At 44.2% G+C, this 17,992-nt stretch carries 17 protein-coding genes and 2 pseudogenes; 15 read left to right on the top strand and 4 right to left on the bottom strand.

The annotated features are described in order from the left end of the window. Positions 1 to 330 precede the first annotated feature (330 nt). The 14 genes and pseudogenes from AC1EK4_RS03870 to AC1EK4_RS03805 all read left to right on the top strand — a co-directional run bounded on the left by AC1EK4_RS03870 (position 331) and on the right by AC1EK4_RS03805 (position 13,956). Positions 331 to 969 (top strand): alpha-amylase, encoded by a 639-nt coding sequence (locus tag AC1EK4_RS03870; RefSeq protein WP_480357080.1) that lies wholly within the window; start codon positions 331 to 333, stop codon positions 967 to 969. Further along, complete coding sequence (locus AC1EK4_RS03865) at positions 947 to 1,225, top strand: hypothetical protein (RefSeq protein ID WP_480357079.1); 279 nt, start codon at positions 947 to 949, stop codon at positions 1,223 to 1,225. Before AC1EK4_RS03870 ends, AC1EK4_RS03865 begins: the two co-directional genes overlap by 23 nt. Positions 1,226 to 1,595: 370 nt before the next feature. Next, positions 1,596 to 1,811, top strand: a pseudogene (locus AC1EK4_RS03860) (IS30 family transposase); the annotation flags it as partial. Between the two features lie 136 nt (positions 1,812 to 1,947). Continuing rightward, the gene (locus tag AC1EK4_RS03855) at positions 1,948 to 2,502 is read left to right on the top strand and encodes a hypothetical protein (protein ID WP_480357077.1); all 555 of its coding nucleotides are present in this window, start codon (positions 1,948 to 1,950) and stop codon (positions 2,500 to 2,502) included. A 343-nt stretch (positions 2,503 to 2,845) separates the two neighbouring features. Continuing rightward, a pseudogene (locus AC1EK4_RS03850) lies at positions 2,846 to 3,085 on the top strand (transposase family protein); the annotation flags it as partial. 25 nt (positions 3,086 to 3,110) lie between these two features. Further along, a complete protein-coding gene (locus tag AC1EK4_RS03845; protein ID WP_480357076.1) occupies positions 3,111 to 3,368 on the top strand; it encodes a helix-turn-helix domain-containing protein in 258 nt (85 codons plus the stop codon). A 444-nt stretch (positions 3,369 to 3,812) separates the two neighbouring features. Beyond that, positions 3,813 to 4,280, top strand: a complete 468-nt coding sequence (gene rimP, locus AC1EK4_RS03840) for a ribosome assembly cofactor RimP (protein WP_062433704.1) — start codon at positions 3,813 to 3,815, stop codon at positions 4,278 to 4,280. A gap of 64 nt (positions 4,281 to 4,344) precedes the next feature. Continuing rightward, on the top strand, positions 4,345 to 5,610 hold the full coding sequence (gene nusA / locus AC1EK4_RS03835; protein WP_036896245.1) for a transcription termination factor NusA: 1,266 nt from the start codon (positions 4,345 to 4,347) through the stop codon (positions 5,608 to 5,610). 27 nt (positions 5,611 to 5,637) lie between these two features. Continuing rightward, a complete protein-coding gene (infB, locus tag AC1EK4_RS03830) occupies positions 5,638 to 8,514 on the top strand; it encodes a translation initiation factor IF-2 (protein WP_480357074.1) in 2,877 nt (958 codons plus the stop codon). Positions 8,515 to 8,655: 141 nt separating this feature from the next. Further along, on the top strand, positions 8,656 to 10,113 hold the full coding sequence (gene sufB / locus AC1EK4_RS03825) for a Fe-S cluster assembly protein SufB (RefSeq protein ID WP_036896247.1): 1,458 nt from the start codon (positions 8,656 to 8,658) through the stop codon (positions 10,111 to 10,113). A 176-nt stretch (positions 10,114 to 10,289) separates the two neighbouring features. Further along, positions 10,290 to 10,556, top strand: a complete 267-nt coding sequence (locus tag AC1EK4_RS03820; RefSeq protein ID WP_480357130.1) for a four helix bundle protein — start codon at positions 10,290 to 10,292, stop codon at positions 10,554 to 10,556. Between the two features lie 89 nt (positions 10,557 to 10,645). Beyond that, the gene (gene sufC / locus AC1EK4_RS03815; RefSeq protein ID WP_036896248.1) at positions 10,646 to 11,395 is read left to right on the top strand and encodes a Fe-S cluster assembly ATPase SufC; all 750 of its coding nucleotides are present in this window, start codon (positions 10,646 to 10,648) and stop codon (positions 11,393 to 11,395) included. Between the two features lie 18 nt (positions 11,396 to 11,413). Continuing rightward, on the top strand, positions 11,414 to 12,754 hold the full coding sequence (gene sufD, locus AC1EK4_RS03810; protein WP_480357072.1) for a Fe-S cluster assembly protein SufD: 1,341 nt from the start codon (positions 11,414 to 11,416) through the stop codon (positions 12,752 to 12,754). A gap of 2 nt (positions 12,755 to 12,756) precedes the next feature. Next, positions 12,757 to 13,956: a cysteine desulfurase gene (locus tag AC1EK4_RS03805; RefSeq protein WP_062433698.1), complete on the top strand. Its 1,200-nt coding sequence runs from the start codon at positions 12,757 to 12,759 to the stop codon at positions 13,954 to 13,956. On the opposite strand, the gene AC1EK4_RS03800 is transcribed toward AC1EK4_RS03805, so the two are convergent. After that, complete coding sequence (locus AC1EK4_RS03800) at positions 13,953 to 14,216, bottom strand: hypothetical protein (protein WP_062433696.1); 264 nt, start codon at positions 14,214 to 14,216, stop codon at positions 13,953 to 13,955. The two genes, AC1EK4_RS03805 and AC1EK4_RS03800, sit on opposite strands and share 4 nt — an antisense overlap. Before the next feature lie 141 nt (positions 14,217 to 14,357). Between AC1EK4_RS03800 and AC1EK4_RS03795 the strand changes: the two genes are divergently transcribed. Then, positions 14,358 to 14,960: a ribonuclease HII gene (locus AC1EK4_RS03795; protein WP_036896251.1), complete on the top strand. Its 603-nt coding sequence runs from the start codon at positions 14,358 to 14,360 to the stop codon at positions 14,958 to 14,960. 275 nt (positions 14,961 to 15,235) lie between these two features. On the opposite strand, the gene AC1EK4_RS03790 is transcribed toward AC1EK4_RS03795, so the two are convergent. The 3 genes from AC1EK4_RS03790 to AC1EK4_RS03780 all read right to left on the bottom strand — a co-directional run bounded on the left by AC1EK4_RS03790 (position 15,236) and on the right by AC1EK4_RS03780 (position 17,980). Then, entirely contained in the window at positions 15,236 to 15,685 is a 450-nt protein-coding gene (locus AC1EK4_RS03790; RefSeq protein ID WP_480357069.1) for a GNAT family N-acetyltransferase, read from the bottom strand. A 197-nt stretch (positions 15,686 to 15,882) separates the two neighbouring features. Next, positions 15,883 to 16,749 carry an endonuclease/exonuclease/phosphatase family protein gene (locus AC1EK4_RS03785; protein ID WP_036896253.1) on the bottom strand — a complete coding sequence of 289 codons (867 nt, stop codon included), beginning with the start codon at positions 16,747 to 16,749 and terminating at the stop codon, positions 15,883 to 15,885. Between the two features lie 28 nt (positions 16,750 to 16,777). Beyond that, on the bottom strand, positions 16,778 to 17,980 hold the full coding sequence (locus AC1EK4_RS03780) for a THUMP-like domain-containing protein (RefSeq protein WP_480357067.1): 1,203 nt from the start codon (positions 17,978 to 17,980) through the stop codon (positions 16,778 to 16,780). Between the last annotated feature and the right edge of the window lie 12 nt (positions 17,981 to 17,992).

Raw genomic sequence — 17,992 nt, 5'->3', positions numbered from 1 at the left:
AGATTGCCAAGCCCCTGCAGTCAACTGCATTTATCATTATTGCTGTAGAAAATAATATGCGTTGTCACACATTGTAAATATAAAATAGTATCATTTCCATTGCTCTAACGAAGGTGATGGAAACTGTACACCTCCTTTCTAAGCCATAAACGATTTGGTTATAAATGGCATATTTATGATTTTTTTGCAAGTGGAGTCACGATTTTTTACCACTATTTTCATACCTTTGCGCCGCATTTTTTTTGTGGTCGCAAACGGCTCGCAATGTGATATGTGAATTGTTGTGGTCACTTCATTAAATAATTAATTAAAAATTAAAAGAAAAAAACAATGATGAGAATCTTTCACAAAATTCCCATGTTATTGATTGTGCTATGTGCGCAGATGAATATGATGATGGCCCAAGAAGCCAAGCCTGAGGTTGTGCCAGATGTTTGGGGCACTTATGAGGGTGAGGCCACCACGGAGTTGTTCGACCGCACGACCGGGACCAAGACTCCAAGTGGCAAGAAACGTATGATCATAGAGATAAGCAAGGGTGAGCGTTTGTTTACGGTTTTAACCTTAAAAGACGTTACAATCGGCCAATATGAGTTCGCGTCAATTCCTTTCAAAGATTGCTACCTGTTGCGTAATAACAACAAATGGCATGTAGAGGCATACAACAATCTTGATGACGAGGTGGCTACCAAGGACAAACAGCACACGGTATGGCTCTCGGGTAGTATTGACGAGAAAGAGAGTTTGGTGGATAAGGAAGGCAATTTGACACTTAGTTTTTTCTTGTCTTTTAAGGAAGACTCACATATACAATATGTATTCAAGGGAAAAAAGAAATCAAGCCCCACGGGTATCGACCATGTGAACGCATACAAGAAAACACCAGAGGTGTTCGATTTGCAGGGGCGTCGCGTGAGCAAGATAGGCAAAGGCGTGTATATCGTGAATGGCAAGAAAGTGGTGTTTTGATACAACGATACGCCGTCCGAACGGCGATACTATCAGCGAGGGGTGGCTACGAGTCTATCCCTCGCTTGTTTTTATGTCATGTCAAAATATCATGTGTTTCTTGTTGTGTGCCAATGGTGTGAGGATGAGACGACGAAACTCGGTACGAGAAGGGCGAGACTGGCTCAAAAGTGATACAATTATGAGTCAAATAAAGAAAGGTGGCGGAAAATTTGGAGTCTATGTATATTATTCGTATATTTGCGACATATCATAATAACCATGATGTAAAATGTTTTTGTTATAGACTCCGTCGTATTAAGATATAATTTATCATTCAATAAAACAGTAGCCTATGAAGCGGGACATATTCATTTTTATTCTTTTGTGTTTTTCTCTCGCTGGTCAAGCGCAATCTAGGGTATCATATGCTTATGATCATGCAGGGAATCGTGTGAGTCGTGTGATAGTATTGAAAACACGGGCATTAAACTCTCGGTATCATAGTACCGATTCAGTAGCTTTTCAAGAGATGTTATCAGACTACCGGATAAAGATTTGTCCAAATCCGGTTCAAACGGAATTAACTGTTTCTATTTCCCAATTAGATTCATCTTCCTCTGCTGCCTATTTACTGTTCTCTTTAGGTGGCAGTGTACTTCGCTGATCCATATTGTTCTTGGCAAAAGGGAGCTATTGAAAATACAAATAAACTAATCAGACAATATATACCGAAAAAGGATTCGTTTGAACATTATACAGAAAAGAGAATTATGTCGATACAAAAGAAATTGAACGAAAGACCGAGAGAAAAATTAAACTTTTCTACTCCAAAGTGTGAATACTTCAAATACGTTTTATAATTTTGCACTTGCTGGTTGACTCTGCGAAATAGTTTTTCGAAGCCAATAAGATTTAATACTATCAAGAATTTTTATGATTCCCATCCTTTTAAATATTGGGATATAAGATATGATTTTATAAAAATAATAATTTACGATGGACACCGTGGTAGCATATAATTTAATCGGAGATGATGAATATGGCTATATGTATGATTCAATAGATATTCGTCCGGATATTTGTCCTATTTGTAAGAATAGGATAAAAGACGTTCCTGATCCTTATTATAAGGTAAAAAAGAAAGGAACGTATGTTACGACATATGATCATTATGATATTGTCTCAGAGCAATTTCGCAAATTCTGTATTGAAAACAACTATCAGAATCTACGCTTTACAGAATTGGTAAGGTCAAAGGGATATTATATCTTGGAGGTTGGAGAGGTAGTTTATTTAGATGAAGTAAGAGGTCATATAGAGTTTGTCAATCATCGGGATTGTTGTGGGAGTTATGATGAAATTATCTGTCCGCCTCTTTATGTGTCAAAAGATCGGAATCCGCCTTTGTCCAAAGATTTTATAGCTAGAAGCTATTATCGTTATGGTTCTTTTAATCGTAAGTCGCCTGTGCTACTAGTAGGAGTAGAAACTAAACGTAAGATGAAAGAATATCCTTTAAAGGGACTTTACTTTCGTAAATTGTTTCTTTAAACTCTTTCCAACGTCCACAAGCGATTGAAGAGAACGGCGTGAAAGCTATGTTTGATTAATTTTATAAACTGTAGATACTTCGGTTGTCCTGATTGTAAAGTGAATAAGCCAATAAAAATAATAATTTGTGATGGACACTAAACAATAGATGATGAAGTATTACTATTTGGTATTTGAGTTATTGATGTTTTGCATTTGTATAAACTGTAAGCCTATTGAAGATAGCAACCATCATAATCATATTACTTTTGGCTCATCCGACATTTCGAGTGATACGTTGCAAATAAGTCAATAGAAAAGAAGAAAACTACCGTTTTTATGTATATTTGAGTTGCAAAACAAAATGTACAAGATGAACAGTAGTTTTCTATATCATGCTTGGGGGCTTTATAACCTTGAATGTAGTAGAGAGGAATACAAAGGTAATACAATTTTCCTGTACACCCACTCTAAAAAGCCACAAACCAAATGTCCCAAGTGCGGCAATTGCCATTTGGTTAAAAATGGATATCGTTATCGAGACTTCCTTGCACTTCCCATTGGAGGTCGGCGAGTTGTCATTCGCATGAAGGTTCAACGTTATAAATGCAAGCACAAGGGTTGCGATTATGACAGACAGGAGAAAATCCCCCTTTGCTACTGGCAGCCGAACCTATACCCATCGTTTTGCAAAGTATGTCGTGGACCTTCTTCGAGCAATGACGCTAAAGGACGTTGCCAACCATCTCGGTATATCGTGGGATGTGATTAAAGAGATACACTCCGTTTACTTGCAGTGCCATTATAACCCTCCCTCTCTTAAGGGTGTAGAAAGCATTGGCATTGACGAGTTTGCCGTAAAAAGTTTATTCATAGCGATAAAATAAGAGGATTGAAGATGCTTGTTGCCGCTATCATGGAAACTGTATCTAATTTAAAGTATCCAGTCAAATTGAAAGCCTTTGATAAAATGGGATTCGTATATGAATTAAAGACATTCTTTGAAAAAGAAAAATTGTTGTGAATCATATATTTTGTTGTGGAACAAATTTGCTTGGTAACAAGAGGAAAGGTAATGAGGATGTTTTCTCTCTTGAATGGAATTGGATACAGAGCCTTATTTAATGATAAATCTCCTATACTACTATCACACATATAGCTAATGCTGACGGCTCTTTGGCGTATGAATGTGATACAATTATGAGTCAAATAAAGAAAGGTGGCGGAAAATTTGGAATCTGTGGAAAAATGTTGTAACTTTGCAAACGTTCAGAGGAATGAGGAGCTCCACGCGAGTTCCTCATTTTTGTTATAATCACATAACATAGTGTATGATAGACAAAAGCGTCGTAAAATCATTGGTAGACGAATGGCTAGAGGGAAAAGAGTATTTCCTTGTAGACATTGAAATCAGTCAGGACGACAGAATCGTAGTAGAAATCGACCACGCAGACGGTGTGTGGATTGAAGATTGTGTGGAGTTGAGTAAATATATAGAAGACAGACTCAGCCGCGATGAGCAGGACTATGAACTAGAGGTGGGCTCAGCAGGACTGGGACAACCTTTTAAAGTGCCTCAACAATACATCAACTTCATCGGCAAAGAAGTGGAAGTGCTAGATACCGACGGCCGTAAGGTCAAGGGTATATTGAAGAGTGTTGAAGGTAATGACTTCACCGTGACCGTAGAAGAAAAGGTGAAGGTGGAAGGTAAGAAGCGTCCGCAACTGCAAGAAGTGGACCATACTTACCAAATGGATCAAGTGAAATATACTAAATACTTAATAAGTTTCAAATAAGCCGCAGGCGAGATAGACGTAGGTTTGAATCTCGAACAGCGGCTCTTTAAACGACAGACAAGCTATGGCAGCAAAGAAAAATGAAGAAGAGCAGGTGAGCATGATCGATACCTTTCGTGAGTTTAAAGACACGAAGAATATCGATCGCACGACACTGGTGAGCGTGCTAGAGGAAAGTTTCCGCAACGTGCTGGCCAAAATCTTCGGTAGCGACGAGAACTTCGACGTTATCGTGAATCCGGATAAGGGCGACTTCGAAATCTATCGAAACCGTGTGGTTGTGGCAGATGGAGAGGTAGAGGATGAAAATAAGCAGATTGCACTCAAAGATGCCGTCAAGATTGAGCCCGACTATGAGGTGGGCGAAGACGTTTCGGAGCGTGTGAACTTTGCTAAGTTTGGTCGCCGTGCCATCTTGAACTTGCGCCAGACATTGGCTTCAAAGATTCTGGAACTGGAACACGACTCTCTTTATAATAAATATAAGGATCGCGTGGGGCAGATTATCTCAGGCGAGGTGTACCAAGTTTGGAAGCGCGAAGTGCTCATTGTAGACGATGAGAACAACGAGTTGATATTGCCAAAGAGCGAGCAGATACCTTCTGACGTCTATCGTAAGGGCGAGACGGTAAGAGCTGTCATTGCTCGTGTGGATAATGAGAACAACAATCCGAAGATTATCCTTTCGCGTACAAGTCCGATGTTCTTGGAGAGATTGCTCGAAACTGAGGTTCCTGAGATTGCCGAAGGATTGATTTCGATTCGTAAGATAGCTCGTATGCCGGGCGAACGTGCGAAGGTTGCCGTAGAAAGCTACGATGATCGTATTGACCCTGTAGGTGCATGTGTGGGGGTAAGAGGAAGTCGTGTACATGGTATTGTACGTGAATTGTGCAATGAGAATATCGATGTTATCAATTACACATCCAATATCAAACTCTTTATTCAGCGTGCATTGAGCCCTGCTAAAGTAAGCAGTATCAACATCAACGAGGAAGAACATAAGGCCGAGGTTTATTTGCAACCGGAGGAAGTGAGCTTGGCTATCGGTCGTAGTGGTTTGAATATTAAGTTGGCATCTATGTTGACAGAGTTCACCATCGATGTATTCCGTGAGGTACCTGAGGGTGAAGCCGACGAAGATATCTACTTGGATGAATTCTCTGACGAAATAGATCAGTGGGTCATTGATGCTATTAAGAGTATTGGTCTGGATACAGCAAAGGCAGTATTGAACGCTCCTCGCGAGATGTTGGTAGAGAAAGCCGACCTCGAAGAAGAAACCGTAGAGAACGTTTTGAGAATACTACGTGCTGAATTCGAAAGCTAAACAGATAAAAAGATTAAAAAACACAGAATGAGTATCAGATTAAATAAAGCGTTACGCGAATTAAACATAGGACTTCAAACGGCAGTTGAATTCCTAGAAAAGAGAACTGAACTGGGAGAAGTAAAAGCCGAACCTAGCTTTAAGTTGACCGAAGAGCAGTATCAAGCGCTCGTAGAAGGCTTCAAGCAAGATGCGGAAGTACGTAATCAGGCAGAGAAACTCTTACAGAAAAAACCTAAGACCAAGAAGCGCCCTGAAGTGCAGGATCATCGTGCCGAAAGCTTATTGGAGTCGACCAACCGCCAACAGCAATTCAAGCAGGTGGGTAAGATAGACCTTGATAGCATTGGTAAGAAGAAGCCTGTACAGAAGGAGTCTGTTGCTCCTGAAGTGAAAAAAACTCCAGAGGTGAAAGCTGCTGCCGTCAGCTCGACATCGGAGAAGCCTGTTGAGGCTCCAAAATCGGAATCGGTTAAGGTGGAGGTGAAGCCGATAGTAAAGGATGAGAAGGTAGAGAAACTGGCTGAAAAGAAGGTAGAAACTTCAGGTCCTGTAGAACCAAAGAAAGATGTTGTTGCTGAGACAACAGCTCCTGCTACGGAAGAAAAGCCCGAAACAATCAAGACACAGGGTGGAACTATCGACGAAAATGGTATTTTTACCACAAAGAGTGAGAACAGTATGCTCAACACTCCAAAGGTGAATGTGCTTGGTAAGATAGACCTCTCAACCATCAATCAGAGTACTCGTCCGAAGAAGAAGACGAAAGACGAGAAGCGTAAAGAGCGCGAGGAGAAGAATGGACATGCCGGAAACGGTGAGCGCAAGAAGCGTGTACGCATCAATAAAGAGCGCGTAGACATCAACGCGGCCGTTAATCAGCAAGGTGGAAATCGTGGTGGAAACAATAACAACCGCAACAATAACAATAATAATTCCGGCAACGGTGGCAACAAAAAGAATCGTAACAACAAGCGCAATCAGAAGCCGCTAGAAGTAAACGAAGAAGATGTTGCACGTCAGGTAAAGGAGACTTTGGCTCGATTGACCAACAAACAGAATCAGAATAAGAAAGGTGCTAAGTACCGTAAGGAGAAGCGTGATGCTGTTCAGGAGAAGTTGGCAAGAGAGGCTAATGCAGAAAAGAAAGAAAGCAAGATACTGAAACTGACAGAATTCGTGACCGTTAGCGAGTTGGCTACGATGATGGATGTCGGCGTGAACCAAATCATTGGTACGCTTATGGGGGTAGGTATCATGGTTTCTATCAACCAACGACTCGATGCAGAGACCATCAATATGGTGGCAGAGGAGTTTGGTTATAAGACAGAATACGTAAGCGCTGAGGTGCAAGAAGCCGTAAGTGAGGAGATTGATGACGAGAACGACTTGGAGCCACGTGCCCCGATTGTAACCGTCATGGGTCACGTAGACCACGGTAAGACCTCATTGCTCGACCACATCCGTAATACGAATGTTATTGCGGGTGAGGCCGGTGGTATCACACAGCACATCGGTGCATACAGTGTTCAGCTGGAGAGTGGTCGTAAGGTGACGTTCCTCGATACGCCGGGACACGAAGCCTTCACCGCCATGCGTGCCCGTGGTGCTCAGGTAACCGATATTGCCATTATCATCATTGCGGCCGACGACTCTGTGATGCCTACTACTAAAGAGGCTATCGCACATGCTCAAGCTGCTGGTGTTCCAATGGTATTCGCTATCAACAAGATAGATAAACCGGGAGCAAATCCGGATAAGATACGTGAAGACTTGGCTAATATGAACCTGCTTGTTGAAGAATGGGGTGGTAAATATCAATGTCAAGAGATTAGTGCCAAGAAGGGAGTCGGTGTTGATGAACTCTTGGAGAAGGTGCTCTTAGAGGCAGATATGCTTGATTTGAAGGCCAATCCTCATCGCCGTGCTACCGGTTCTATCATTGAATCTTCGCTTGATAAAGGCCGCGGTTACGTATCTACAGTGCTTGTTAGCAATGGTACGTTGCGCATAGGCGACAATATCTTGGCCGGAACAAGCTGGGGACGTATCAAAGCCATGTTCAATGAGCGTAACCAACGTATCGAAGAAGCACGCCCCGCAGAGCCTGCTATCATCCTTGGTTTGAACGGTGCGCCGACCGCCGGTGATGCTTTCCACGTGTTGGAAACAGAACAAGAGGTACGCGATATAGCCAATAAGCGTGAGCAATTGCAGCGTGAACAGGGTTTGAGAACGCAGAAGCGTCTCACCTTGGGAGATATTTCTCACCGTATAGCACGTGGTGAATTCCACGAATTGAACATCATTGTGAAGGGTGATACCGATGGTTCTATTGAGGCATTGAGCGACTCTTTCTTGAAGTTGAGTACCGAGAAGGTGAAAGTGAACGTTGTCCACAAGGCTGTAGGACAGATTTCCGAGAACGACGTAACGTTGGCTGATGCCAGTGATGCAATCATCGTCGGATTCCAAGTTCGTCCTTCTGTAGCAGCCAAGAAATTGGCCGACAACGACGGTGTGGAAATCAATACCTACTCAGTCATCTATGATGCTATTGATGATGTGAAGGATGCCATGGTCGGTATGCTCGACAAGGTAGTCAAGGAAATCGTTACCGGTCAGGTAGAAGTACGTCAGGTATTCAAGATATCGAAGGTTGGAACCATTGCCGGAGGTCTTGTTACCGAGGGTAAGGTACACGCTAAAGACAAAGCACGATTGGTTCGCGATGGTATTGTCATCCGTACGGCCGACATCAATGCCCTGAAACGTTACAAAGACGATGTGAAGGAAGTACCTATGGGCATGGAATGTGGTATCTCTTTGGTGAACTTCAACGATATTCAAGAAGGTGATGTTATTGAGACATTCACTCAGATTGAAGTAGAACAAAAACTTTAGTATAGTAACAAATGTGATTGCCACCGTGTGTGGCATCACTTTTGCCGCATATAACAAAGGGGCGTATTCCCCGTGTATGTCCCTCACACTATAGGGGAAGGACGTGCACAGGAGATACGTCCTTTTATATATTTATAATGTATGGAGAATCAAGTAAACGAACAGGAAAAGAACGCCTACGTCAAGAAAGTGGCCGAACAGAAATATGAGTTCGGCTTTACAACAGACGTTCATACCGATATTATAGACATAGGTCTTAACGAAGACGTCGTGAGACTGATTTCCCAAAAGAAGGGAGAGCCCGAATGGTTGCTCGATTTTCGCTTGAAAGCCTTTCGTTTTTGGGAAACAATGAAGCAACCTTCATGGGCTCATGTTCATATTCCACCTATTGATTATCAAGCAATATCTTACTATGCCGACCCTTTGGCGAAGAAGCCAAAGAATACGGAGATTGATCCGGAGATGGCAAAGACATTCGATAAGCTGGGTATTCCACTCGAAGAGCGATTGGCATTGAGCGGTACGGCCGTGGATGCAATCATGGATTCTGTGTCGGTAAAGACTACATTCAAGGAGAAACTAGCCGAGAAAGGTATCATCTTTTGCTCTATCGGAGACGCAGTGAAGAATCATCCCGACTTGGTAAAGCAGTATTTGGGAAGTGTAGTTCCCTATCGCGACAATTTCTTCGCGGCTTTAAATAGTGCTGTTTTCAGCGATGGATCATTCGTATTCATCCCGAAAGGGGTGCGGTGTCCAATGGAATTGAGTAGCTATTTCCGTATCAATGCACGCAATACCGGACAGTTTGAACGTACATTGATTATTGCCGAAGATGACTCTTATGTAAGCTATCTCGAAGGATGTACCGCTCCGATGCGCGATGAAAACCAGTTGCATGCTGCCATTGTAGAAATTATTGTGTTGGACAATGCCGAAGTGAAATACTCAACGGTGCAGAACTGGTATCCCGGTGATGAGAATGGAAAGGGTGGAGTACTTAATCTTGTAACCAAACGTGGAGATCTTCGTGGTGTGAACTCAAAACTTTCGTGGACGCAGGTAGAGACCGGTAGCGCCATCACATGGAAATATCCATCTTGTATTTTGCGCGGGGATAACTCTGTGGCAGAGTTCTATAGTGTGGCTGTAACCAATAATTATCAGGAGGCAGACACCGGAACCAAGATGATACACATGGGAAAGAATACCAAGAGTACCATTATCTCGAAAGGAATTTCGGCCGGTCATAGCCAGAATTCTTATCGTGGATTGGTGCGCGCCACACCTAATGCCGACAACGCTCGCAACTATAGTTCGTGCGATAGTCTGCTTCTTGGCAGCCAATGTGGAGCCCACACGTTCCCTTACATGGATATTCATAACGATTCGGCTATTGTAGAACATGAGGCTACTACCTCGAAAATCAGCGAAGATCAACTGTTCTACTGTAACCAACGAGGTATCCCTACAGAGCAGGCTGTGGGGCTTATCGTGAACGGTTATGCAAAGGAAGTGCTTAACAAGCTCCCCATGGAGTTCGCGGTAGAAGCACAGAAGCTACTTTCCGTGTCCCTTGAAGGAACTGTTGGGTAATATAGTGAGGCGTTATGAGTGAGTAGTGAGAAGTTTTAAAGCAACTAGTTCAAAAGAAAAATATACTATGTTCCATGGAGAATTTTGGACAGTTTATGTATGATAAAGTGCTTGGCTTTGCTGTGAGAGTTATAAAATTGACTCAATATCTGCAATGAGAGCAAGGAGAATACGTTATCTCTAAACAAATAGCTCGTAGTGGAACGAGTATTGGTGCTAATCTCTCGGAGGCTCAATATGGCATGAGCAGAAAAGACTTTTTATTGAAATGTACCATATCACTCAAAGAGTGTAACGAAACTCTCTACTGGTTGGACTTGCTTTTAAAAACAAATTATATTACTAACTCACAATATGAAATTCTGATGAAAGAGTGTACTGAATTGAGAAAGTTGCTCATATCTATAACAAAGACAACGAAAGAATCATTAAATAAAATATAAAATAATATGGGTAGGGAATGTTTTGAGCGGAGTCTATGGTGCTTCCTAACTCCTCACTCCTAACTTCTCACTCCTAACTTGGAGGTTTTATGTTACAAGTAAAGAACTTACATGCCACGATTGCTGGCAAAGAAATATTGAAAGGTATCAACCTGACGGTGAACGACGGTGAGGTTCATGCCATTATGGGACCTAATGGTTCGGGTAAATCTACGTTGAGTGCTGTGCTTACCGGTAACCCTTTGTACGAGGTAACCGACGGTGTGGCCCTCTTCAACAATAAAGATTTATTGGCTATGACACCCGAAGACCGTGCTCGCGAGGGACTTTTTCTGTCGTTCCAATATCCCGTTGAGATTCCCGGTGTATCGATGACCAACTTCATGCGTGCAGCTATCAATGCCAAACGTGAGTACCAAGGTTTCGAACCTATGAACGTTTCTGAGTTCATGAAGCTCATGCGTGAGAAGCGAGCTATCGTGGAATTAGACTCCAAATTGGCTCATCGCAGTGTGAATGAAGGTTTTTCGGGTGGTGAGAAGAAGCGTAATGAGATTTTCCAAATGGCCATGTTGGAACCGAAACTCTCTATCCTTGATGAAACTGATTCCGGTCTTGATGTTGATGCCTTGCGTATTGTGGCCGAAGGTGTGAATAAGTTGAAGACACCGGAGACCAGTACCATCGTTATCACCCACTACGACCGACTGCTCGACATTATTCGTCCTGATGTCATCCACGTGCTTTGGAATGGTCGTATCGTGAAGACCGCTGGTCCCGAACTGGCTAAGGAAATAGAAGCCAAGGGGTACGATTGGATTAAGGCCGAGGTGGAATAAACGCAAAGGAGATATATTATGCAGGCAGAAAAGCAATATATAGACCTTTACACACAGGAACGCCGGACTATCTTCGAGCACTCCGCCGACGTGATGAATACCGTCCGCGATGAGGCTTTCGAAGACTTTAAGCATCAAGGATTCCCGTCTACGAAGGTTGAAAGATATAAATATACGGATATCAGCAAGTTGTTTGAGCCCGATTACGGACTCAATCTGAACCGACTGGATATACCGGTTAATCCCTATCAAGCATTCAAGTGTGGTGTTCCAAACTTGAGTACGCAACTCTATTTTGTGGTCAACGACAGTTTTTATACTAAGTCATTACCCCCTCGACAATTGCCCGATGGTGTCATGATAGATTCTTTGAAAGCCGTTGCCACACAACATCCTGAATTGATACAGAAGTATTATGCCAAGCTGGCCAAGCCAGGTCAAGATGCCATTACGGCCTTGAATACGATGTTGGCACAAGATGGATTGGTGGTTTATATTCCCAAAAATGTGAAGGTAGACCGCACCATTCAAGTGGTCAACATCCTCCGTTCGGATGTCGATTTGATGGTTAATCGCCGTGTACTTGTTGTCTTGGAAGAAGGTGCCGAGGCTAGGTTGCTCTTTTGTGACGACAGTGCCGACGACCGAAACTTCCTTGCTACACAGGTCATAGAGGCTTATGTAGGCGAGAATGCAAGCTTGGAGATGTATTGTCTGGAAGAGACTCATCTTAAAAATACACGCGTCAGCAACGTATATATAGAGCAACAAGCCAATAGTCGAGTCAACCACGATGTTATTACATTGCATAATGGGTATACGCGCAACCGTCTCGACCTTACTCTCAAAGGCGAAGGGGCGGAGTGTTTTTGCAACGGTTGCGTGATAGCCGACAAGGAACAACGCGTTGATAACAATACGGTAATTGACCATCAGGTACCTCATTGTACAAGTAATGAGCTGTATAAGTATGTGCTCAACGACCATGCTGTAGGCGCATTTGCCGGATTGGTATTGGTTCGTGAGGGCGCTCAGAAGACTTCTTCTCAAATGACCAACCAGAATTTATGCGCTACTCGTGAGGCTCGCATGTACACCCAACCGATGTTGGAAATCTATGCCGACGACGTAAAATGTGCGCATGGTAGCACCGTAGGACAGCTCAACGATGCTGCACTCTTCTATATGTGTCAGCGTGGAATCGGGATGAAAGAGGCTAAGATGTTGCTTCAGATAGCTTTCATCGGACAAGTTATCGACCAAATCTCACTCGAACCGCTTCGCGACCGACTCCGTCATTTGGTCGAAATGCGCTTTAGGGGTGAATTAAAACAGTGTGAGGGCTGTAGTTGCAAGTAATTATGAATCGCAATCAATTTCCTATTCTCTCTCGCGAAGTCTATGGTAAACCACTTGTTTATCTAGATAATGCGGCCACCACACAGAAACCTTTGTGTGTATTGGATGCCATGCGCGAGGAATATCTCAACGTGAATGCCAATGTACATCGTGGTGTTCACTGGATGTCGCAGCAGGCTACGGAGCTTCATGAGGCTGCTCGCGAGACCGTTCGCAAGTTTATCAATGCCCGCAGTACCGCGGAAATCGTTTTCACGCGTGGTACTACGGAAAGTTTAAACCTTGTTGCTTCGTCGTTCTGTGAGGGCTTTATGAAGGCCGGCGACGAAGTGATTATCTCCACGATGGAGCACCATTCCAATATCGTTCCTTGGCAGTTGCAGGCTCGTCGATACGGTATCAAGTTGCGTGTCATCCCGATGAACGATGCCGGTGAACTTGATATGGAGGTCTATCAGGGGCTTTTCAACGCTCACACACGCCTAGTGAGCGTTGCACATGTAAGTAATGTGCTTGGCACGGTGAATCCCGTAGAAGAGATGATACGCATTGCTCACGCTCATGATGTGCCGGTAATGATAGATGGAGCGCAGAGTGCCCCCCATTTTGCCGTTGATGTTCAACAGTTGGATTGTGATTTCTTTGCCTTCAGCGGGCATAAAATGTATGGTCCTACAGGCATCGGTGTGCTCTATGGCAAAGAAGAATGGTTGGAGAAGATGCCTCCTTATCAGGGTGGTGGCGAGATGATTGCCACCGTATCGTTTGAAGAAACCACTTTCGAGCGCCCACCGTTGAAGTTTGAAGCCGGTACACCGGACTATATTGCAACACATGGTTTGGCCACAGCCATCAACTTTATGACCGAGATAGGAATGGATAATATCCGGGCACATGAGCAGGAACTTACGCGCTATGCGACCCGACGTATGCAGGAAATAGACGGTATGCGCATCTTCGGAACGGCTACCAATAAGGATGCCGTCATCAGTTTCCTTGTCGGCAACATTCATCCTATGGATATGGGTACCCTACTCGATCGCCTCGGCATAGCTGTTCGTACCGGTCATCATTGTGCCGAACCGCTCATGAATCGTCTTGGTATTCTCGGTACGGTGCGTGCCAGCTTTGCCCTTTACAATACAAAGGAGGAGGTAGATGTGTTTGTCGATGGTATCAAGCGTGTTGCAAAGATGTTCTAAAGTTCATCTTTGCAGCACTTCAATGCGTAGATAAACCATCCGCAGCAAGCCAGTCTCATGAGCGAAGAACCATCTACCGGCAGTGCACTCATGGCAAAAGCTGCTTGTACATTTAGCAACAGTGCAGTCTGTCTTATCGTGATTTCCTTGCCCAGAACGCTGCCATAATAGTTACGCAACCAGTCAATAGGCATAAGCAACTTATCGGTTACGTCCTTCCACATGTTTGTTTGTACGGGCAGAGTGATATTTTTTTCCATCTTTCATTCCTTTCTTTAGTAGGTGCAAAGTTAGGACAATTGGTGGAAGTGTTATTTCACTATATATCGAATAAGGTTTAATAAAGTTAATATCCAATATTTCTAACTCCTTACTTCTCACTCTTAACTCTCCACTCCTCTATGCTTTCCCCACATTATTATACCAATTTAATAGAAGCCGGGTGCGACGAAGCCGGTCGTGGATGCCTTGCCGGAAGCGTTTATGCCGCCGCCGTCATCCTGCCACTTGATTATGATAATCCTGCGCTCAATGATAGTAAGCAACTCTCACATGCCAAACGTAATCAGCTGCGCGAACTGATTATACGCGACGCAGAGGCATGGGCCGTGGGCATTGTCACCCCTGAAGAGATAGACCATATTAATATTCTCAATGCAAGTTTCTTGGCTATGCACCGTGCACTCGACCAGTTACAGGTACGACCGGAAGCGATTATTGTCGATGGAAACCGTTTCCGCCCCTATCACGATGTGCCTTATACTACGATAGTCAAGGGCGATGGTAAGTTCCAAGCCATTGCTGCGGCCAGTATTTTGGCCAAAACCTTTCGCGATGATTATATGGAATCCATTGCCAAGGAGTATCCCATGTACGATTGGCAACACAATATGGGCTATCCCACACGCAAGCATCGTGAGGCCATTAAGCAATATGGCATCACTCCTTATCATCGAAAATCGTATAATTTATTAGGAAATGAGGAACTCAGTTTGGAGTTTTGAGGTTACTGCAGAGGCTAGACAGCATTATTGTTTGGGCTTTTCAGCATTCTTGAAAGGGCTAGGCAGCGATGCTGAGAAGGCGCTGCAGAAGCCCCACCCCAACTCTCCCCCAAGGAGAGGGAGATGGTTTTAAGTTGACAAGTAGACGAGTTGAGTTTTTAAGTTCTTGAGTTGTAGGATGGAAAGTCTTTCGTCTCCCTCGTGAAAAGGCGTACATTATTAGTAAATCAACAACGGGAAACGATGTATAATCGCCGCTATAAAGTTGACGAATCTTATAGCTCGTACATCAGATAAAGGCTATCGTGCATGCCCAAAGATTGATACACACGCTGGGCAACGTTGTTGTTCTTGTCGACATACAAGCGTAGAGCAGCCGCATTTTCGCTCTGAGCGACTATCTTTGCAAATTCGAACAATTCCCTAAAGACTCCCTTTCGACGTGCTGTAGGGCGTACATATACCGATTGAATCCAATAATAGGGTGCGTTACACCAGTCAGACCACTCAGTAGTGAGCATTAGACAGCCTAATACGTCGCCTGTCTCTGGGGCTTTGGCCAATAAATATGTAGCCTTGGAATCATCCTCGATGGCAGCTTTTACGCCCTCGCGTACGGTGGCATAATCCAATTTATTATCTTCACTTTCGCGTGCCATGTCCAATTGGAATTGTACGATGGTCTCTGTATCTTGCCCTGTGGCAGTTTCTATTTGGTATTGCATGTCGTTTAAAGGAGTTATGGGGAGATAAAAGGGGGAAAGGAGTTATAGCAGGAGTAATTAGAAGTTATAAGGGAGATAACGGGAGTTAATGGACAAATGTCTGTTAACTTCAAACTTTCTAGTAGTTTTTATTCTAGCTTACTTCTGCTAACTTCCATCCTCTCCCTCTCCTAGGGAGAGGGAGAGGATAGGTTTTATTACATCTCAGCTTTGACCATAATGGGGAAGTGGTCGGATGGGAAACGGCCGTAAGGCAATTCGTTTAAGCTGCCGTATTGCAAGATACGAATATCCTTGGTGACGAAAACGTAGTCTATACGATAATCGTTTCCGGGCTTGGGAACTTTATATCCGTGGTAGGTACAGGTTGTTCCGTAGGGTGCCTGTTGCGTAATGCGGTAGCTATCGGCCAGCAATCCGTCGCCCAAAAGGGTCTGAATAGGCTCGTCGGTAGGCACTGCGTTGAAGTCACCGGTGGCAAATACGGTGGCATCAGTGCCTGCTATCTCGCGTATTTTCTTAAGTAAAAGCTTGGAAGATTCGCGACGTGCCACCTCTCCTTCGTGATCGTAGTGCGAGTTGAAGACAAAGAATACTTTTCCGGTGAGCTTATCGCGGAACTTACCCCACGAACAAATGCGGTTGCAACACTTCGCATCCCATCCCAAGCCTACTTGATTTGGTGTCTCTGAGTACCAGAAGTCACCATGTTTCAACAGTTCGTATTTGACGCGTTTGTAGAAGATGGCCGAGTGTTCTCCATCGTCTCCACCGTCGCGTCCCTCTCCTATCCAAGCGTATTCAGGTAATTCTGCCACGCCGTCGAGCATGTGTTTGAAGCCTTCTTGCGTTCCCACGATGTCGAAATCATGGAATCGGATAAGGCTTTTGACGAGTTCTTTGCGATTGCTCCATTGGTTGATACCGTCGTCTTTGGTGTCCATGCGCAGGTTGAATGAGGCGATGGTAAGGCGTGTTTTCTGTACTTTACGAGCTTCTGCCGGTTGTAATGCGATGGTCAGAAGCACCATTGATAATAGAATGATAGTCTTTAACTGTTTCATGTTATTTGATAGTTATGATTGTATTTGCTTAACAGGGACTCGTGATGAGGATAAGATGATTGCCCAAAGTGTCGGTTGTGGCAAACAAATAGACGTCTCCACCGTCTTTCAGTCGTAGTCGTTTGCGTAGTTCAGGGGCTGAAAGAGGGAAGTTGCGAGTAGCTATATTAGCCTGATGGATGCTCGACAAGGCTGTTTTCAGGCTCTTCTTGTTCATCGAAGTGACGGCTGTGATGCGGAATCGGCGACCGGGGAAATCGGCTTGTAAATCGGTGGAAACAAATAAATGGGAGTTGGAAGCGACGGCAGTCACATCCCATTGCTTGGTGAGCAAACCATAACAACCGGCTTTCATGGCTGCAGCGTGTGGCTCATAGAGATATTTGCCGGGCGTGATATCGCCATTCAGAATACGTTGTGGATAGTTTCCTTCGGCCTCATCGTCGTAAGAGAACATTTCATTATCATTCACACAGAAGACGTGGAGCGGACTGTGTGCGGCCTTTTCACCCTCGGCTACGAGGAGCAACTCTTTACATTCGTTCTTTACCGAAACGATATGTACTTCGCAAACAGGCATGCCTTGTCGGCCCATATCGACCACGGCTTGGTGCCAATCGAGCATGGGAGAGAGTTTGATGAGTGTATAAAGAGATTTCTGTTTGAGTTGCGAAACCAGTCGAAGTACGTCGGGTGTACAGTCGGATATGGCTACTGTCTTCGCTCCTTGGGCATCTCGACGTGCCGGATCAATAAAGATGATGTCGGCAGCAGGCATTGATTCAAGGTGCTCAATGCCATTTCCGCAGATGATATGAGCCTGTGTTAGCCCTAGAAGATTAAAATTATGATGGGCAATTTCGTAGAGATGAGTCTGCTGCTCTACATAGGTGCACGATGTAAATGAACGTGCCATGAAAGAAAAGTCGACCCCAAAACCGCCTGTAAGGTCGACCAATGAGCCGGCATGTGGGCAGAGACGTTCGGCCAAACGTGCTTTATAGTGTGCCGTTTGTTCCGAACTGCATTGCTCCATGGAGAGGTGTGGAGGATAGAGTAAGCCGTCGGTGGCAGCCCATGTGGGCAACTTCGTGTAGGCAGCCTGTCGACCTGCTATTTGGTCGAGAGCCAACCTCATGTCTACATCAGGGTAGCGAGCGGCTTGAAAAGCCAACTGTCGCACATCTTCAGTGGCATGTAGACGGATAAATTCGGAAGTTGCCGTATTCATAGATACTTCTTC

The sequence above is a fragment of the Prevotella sp. C0026C3 genome, assembly GCF_056590795.1.
This window is presented reverse-complemented; position numbering and strand designations above follow the sequence as displayed.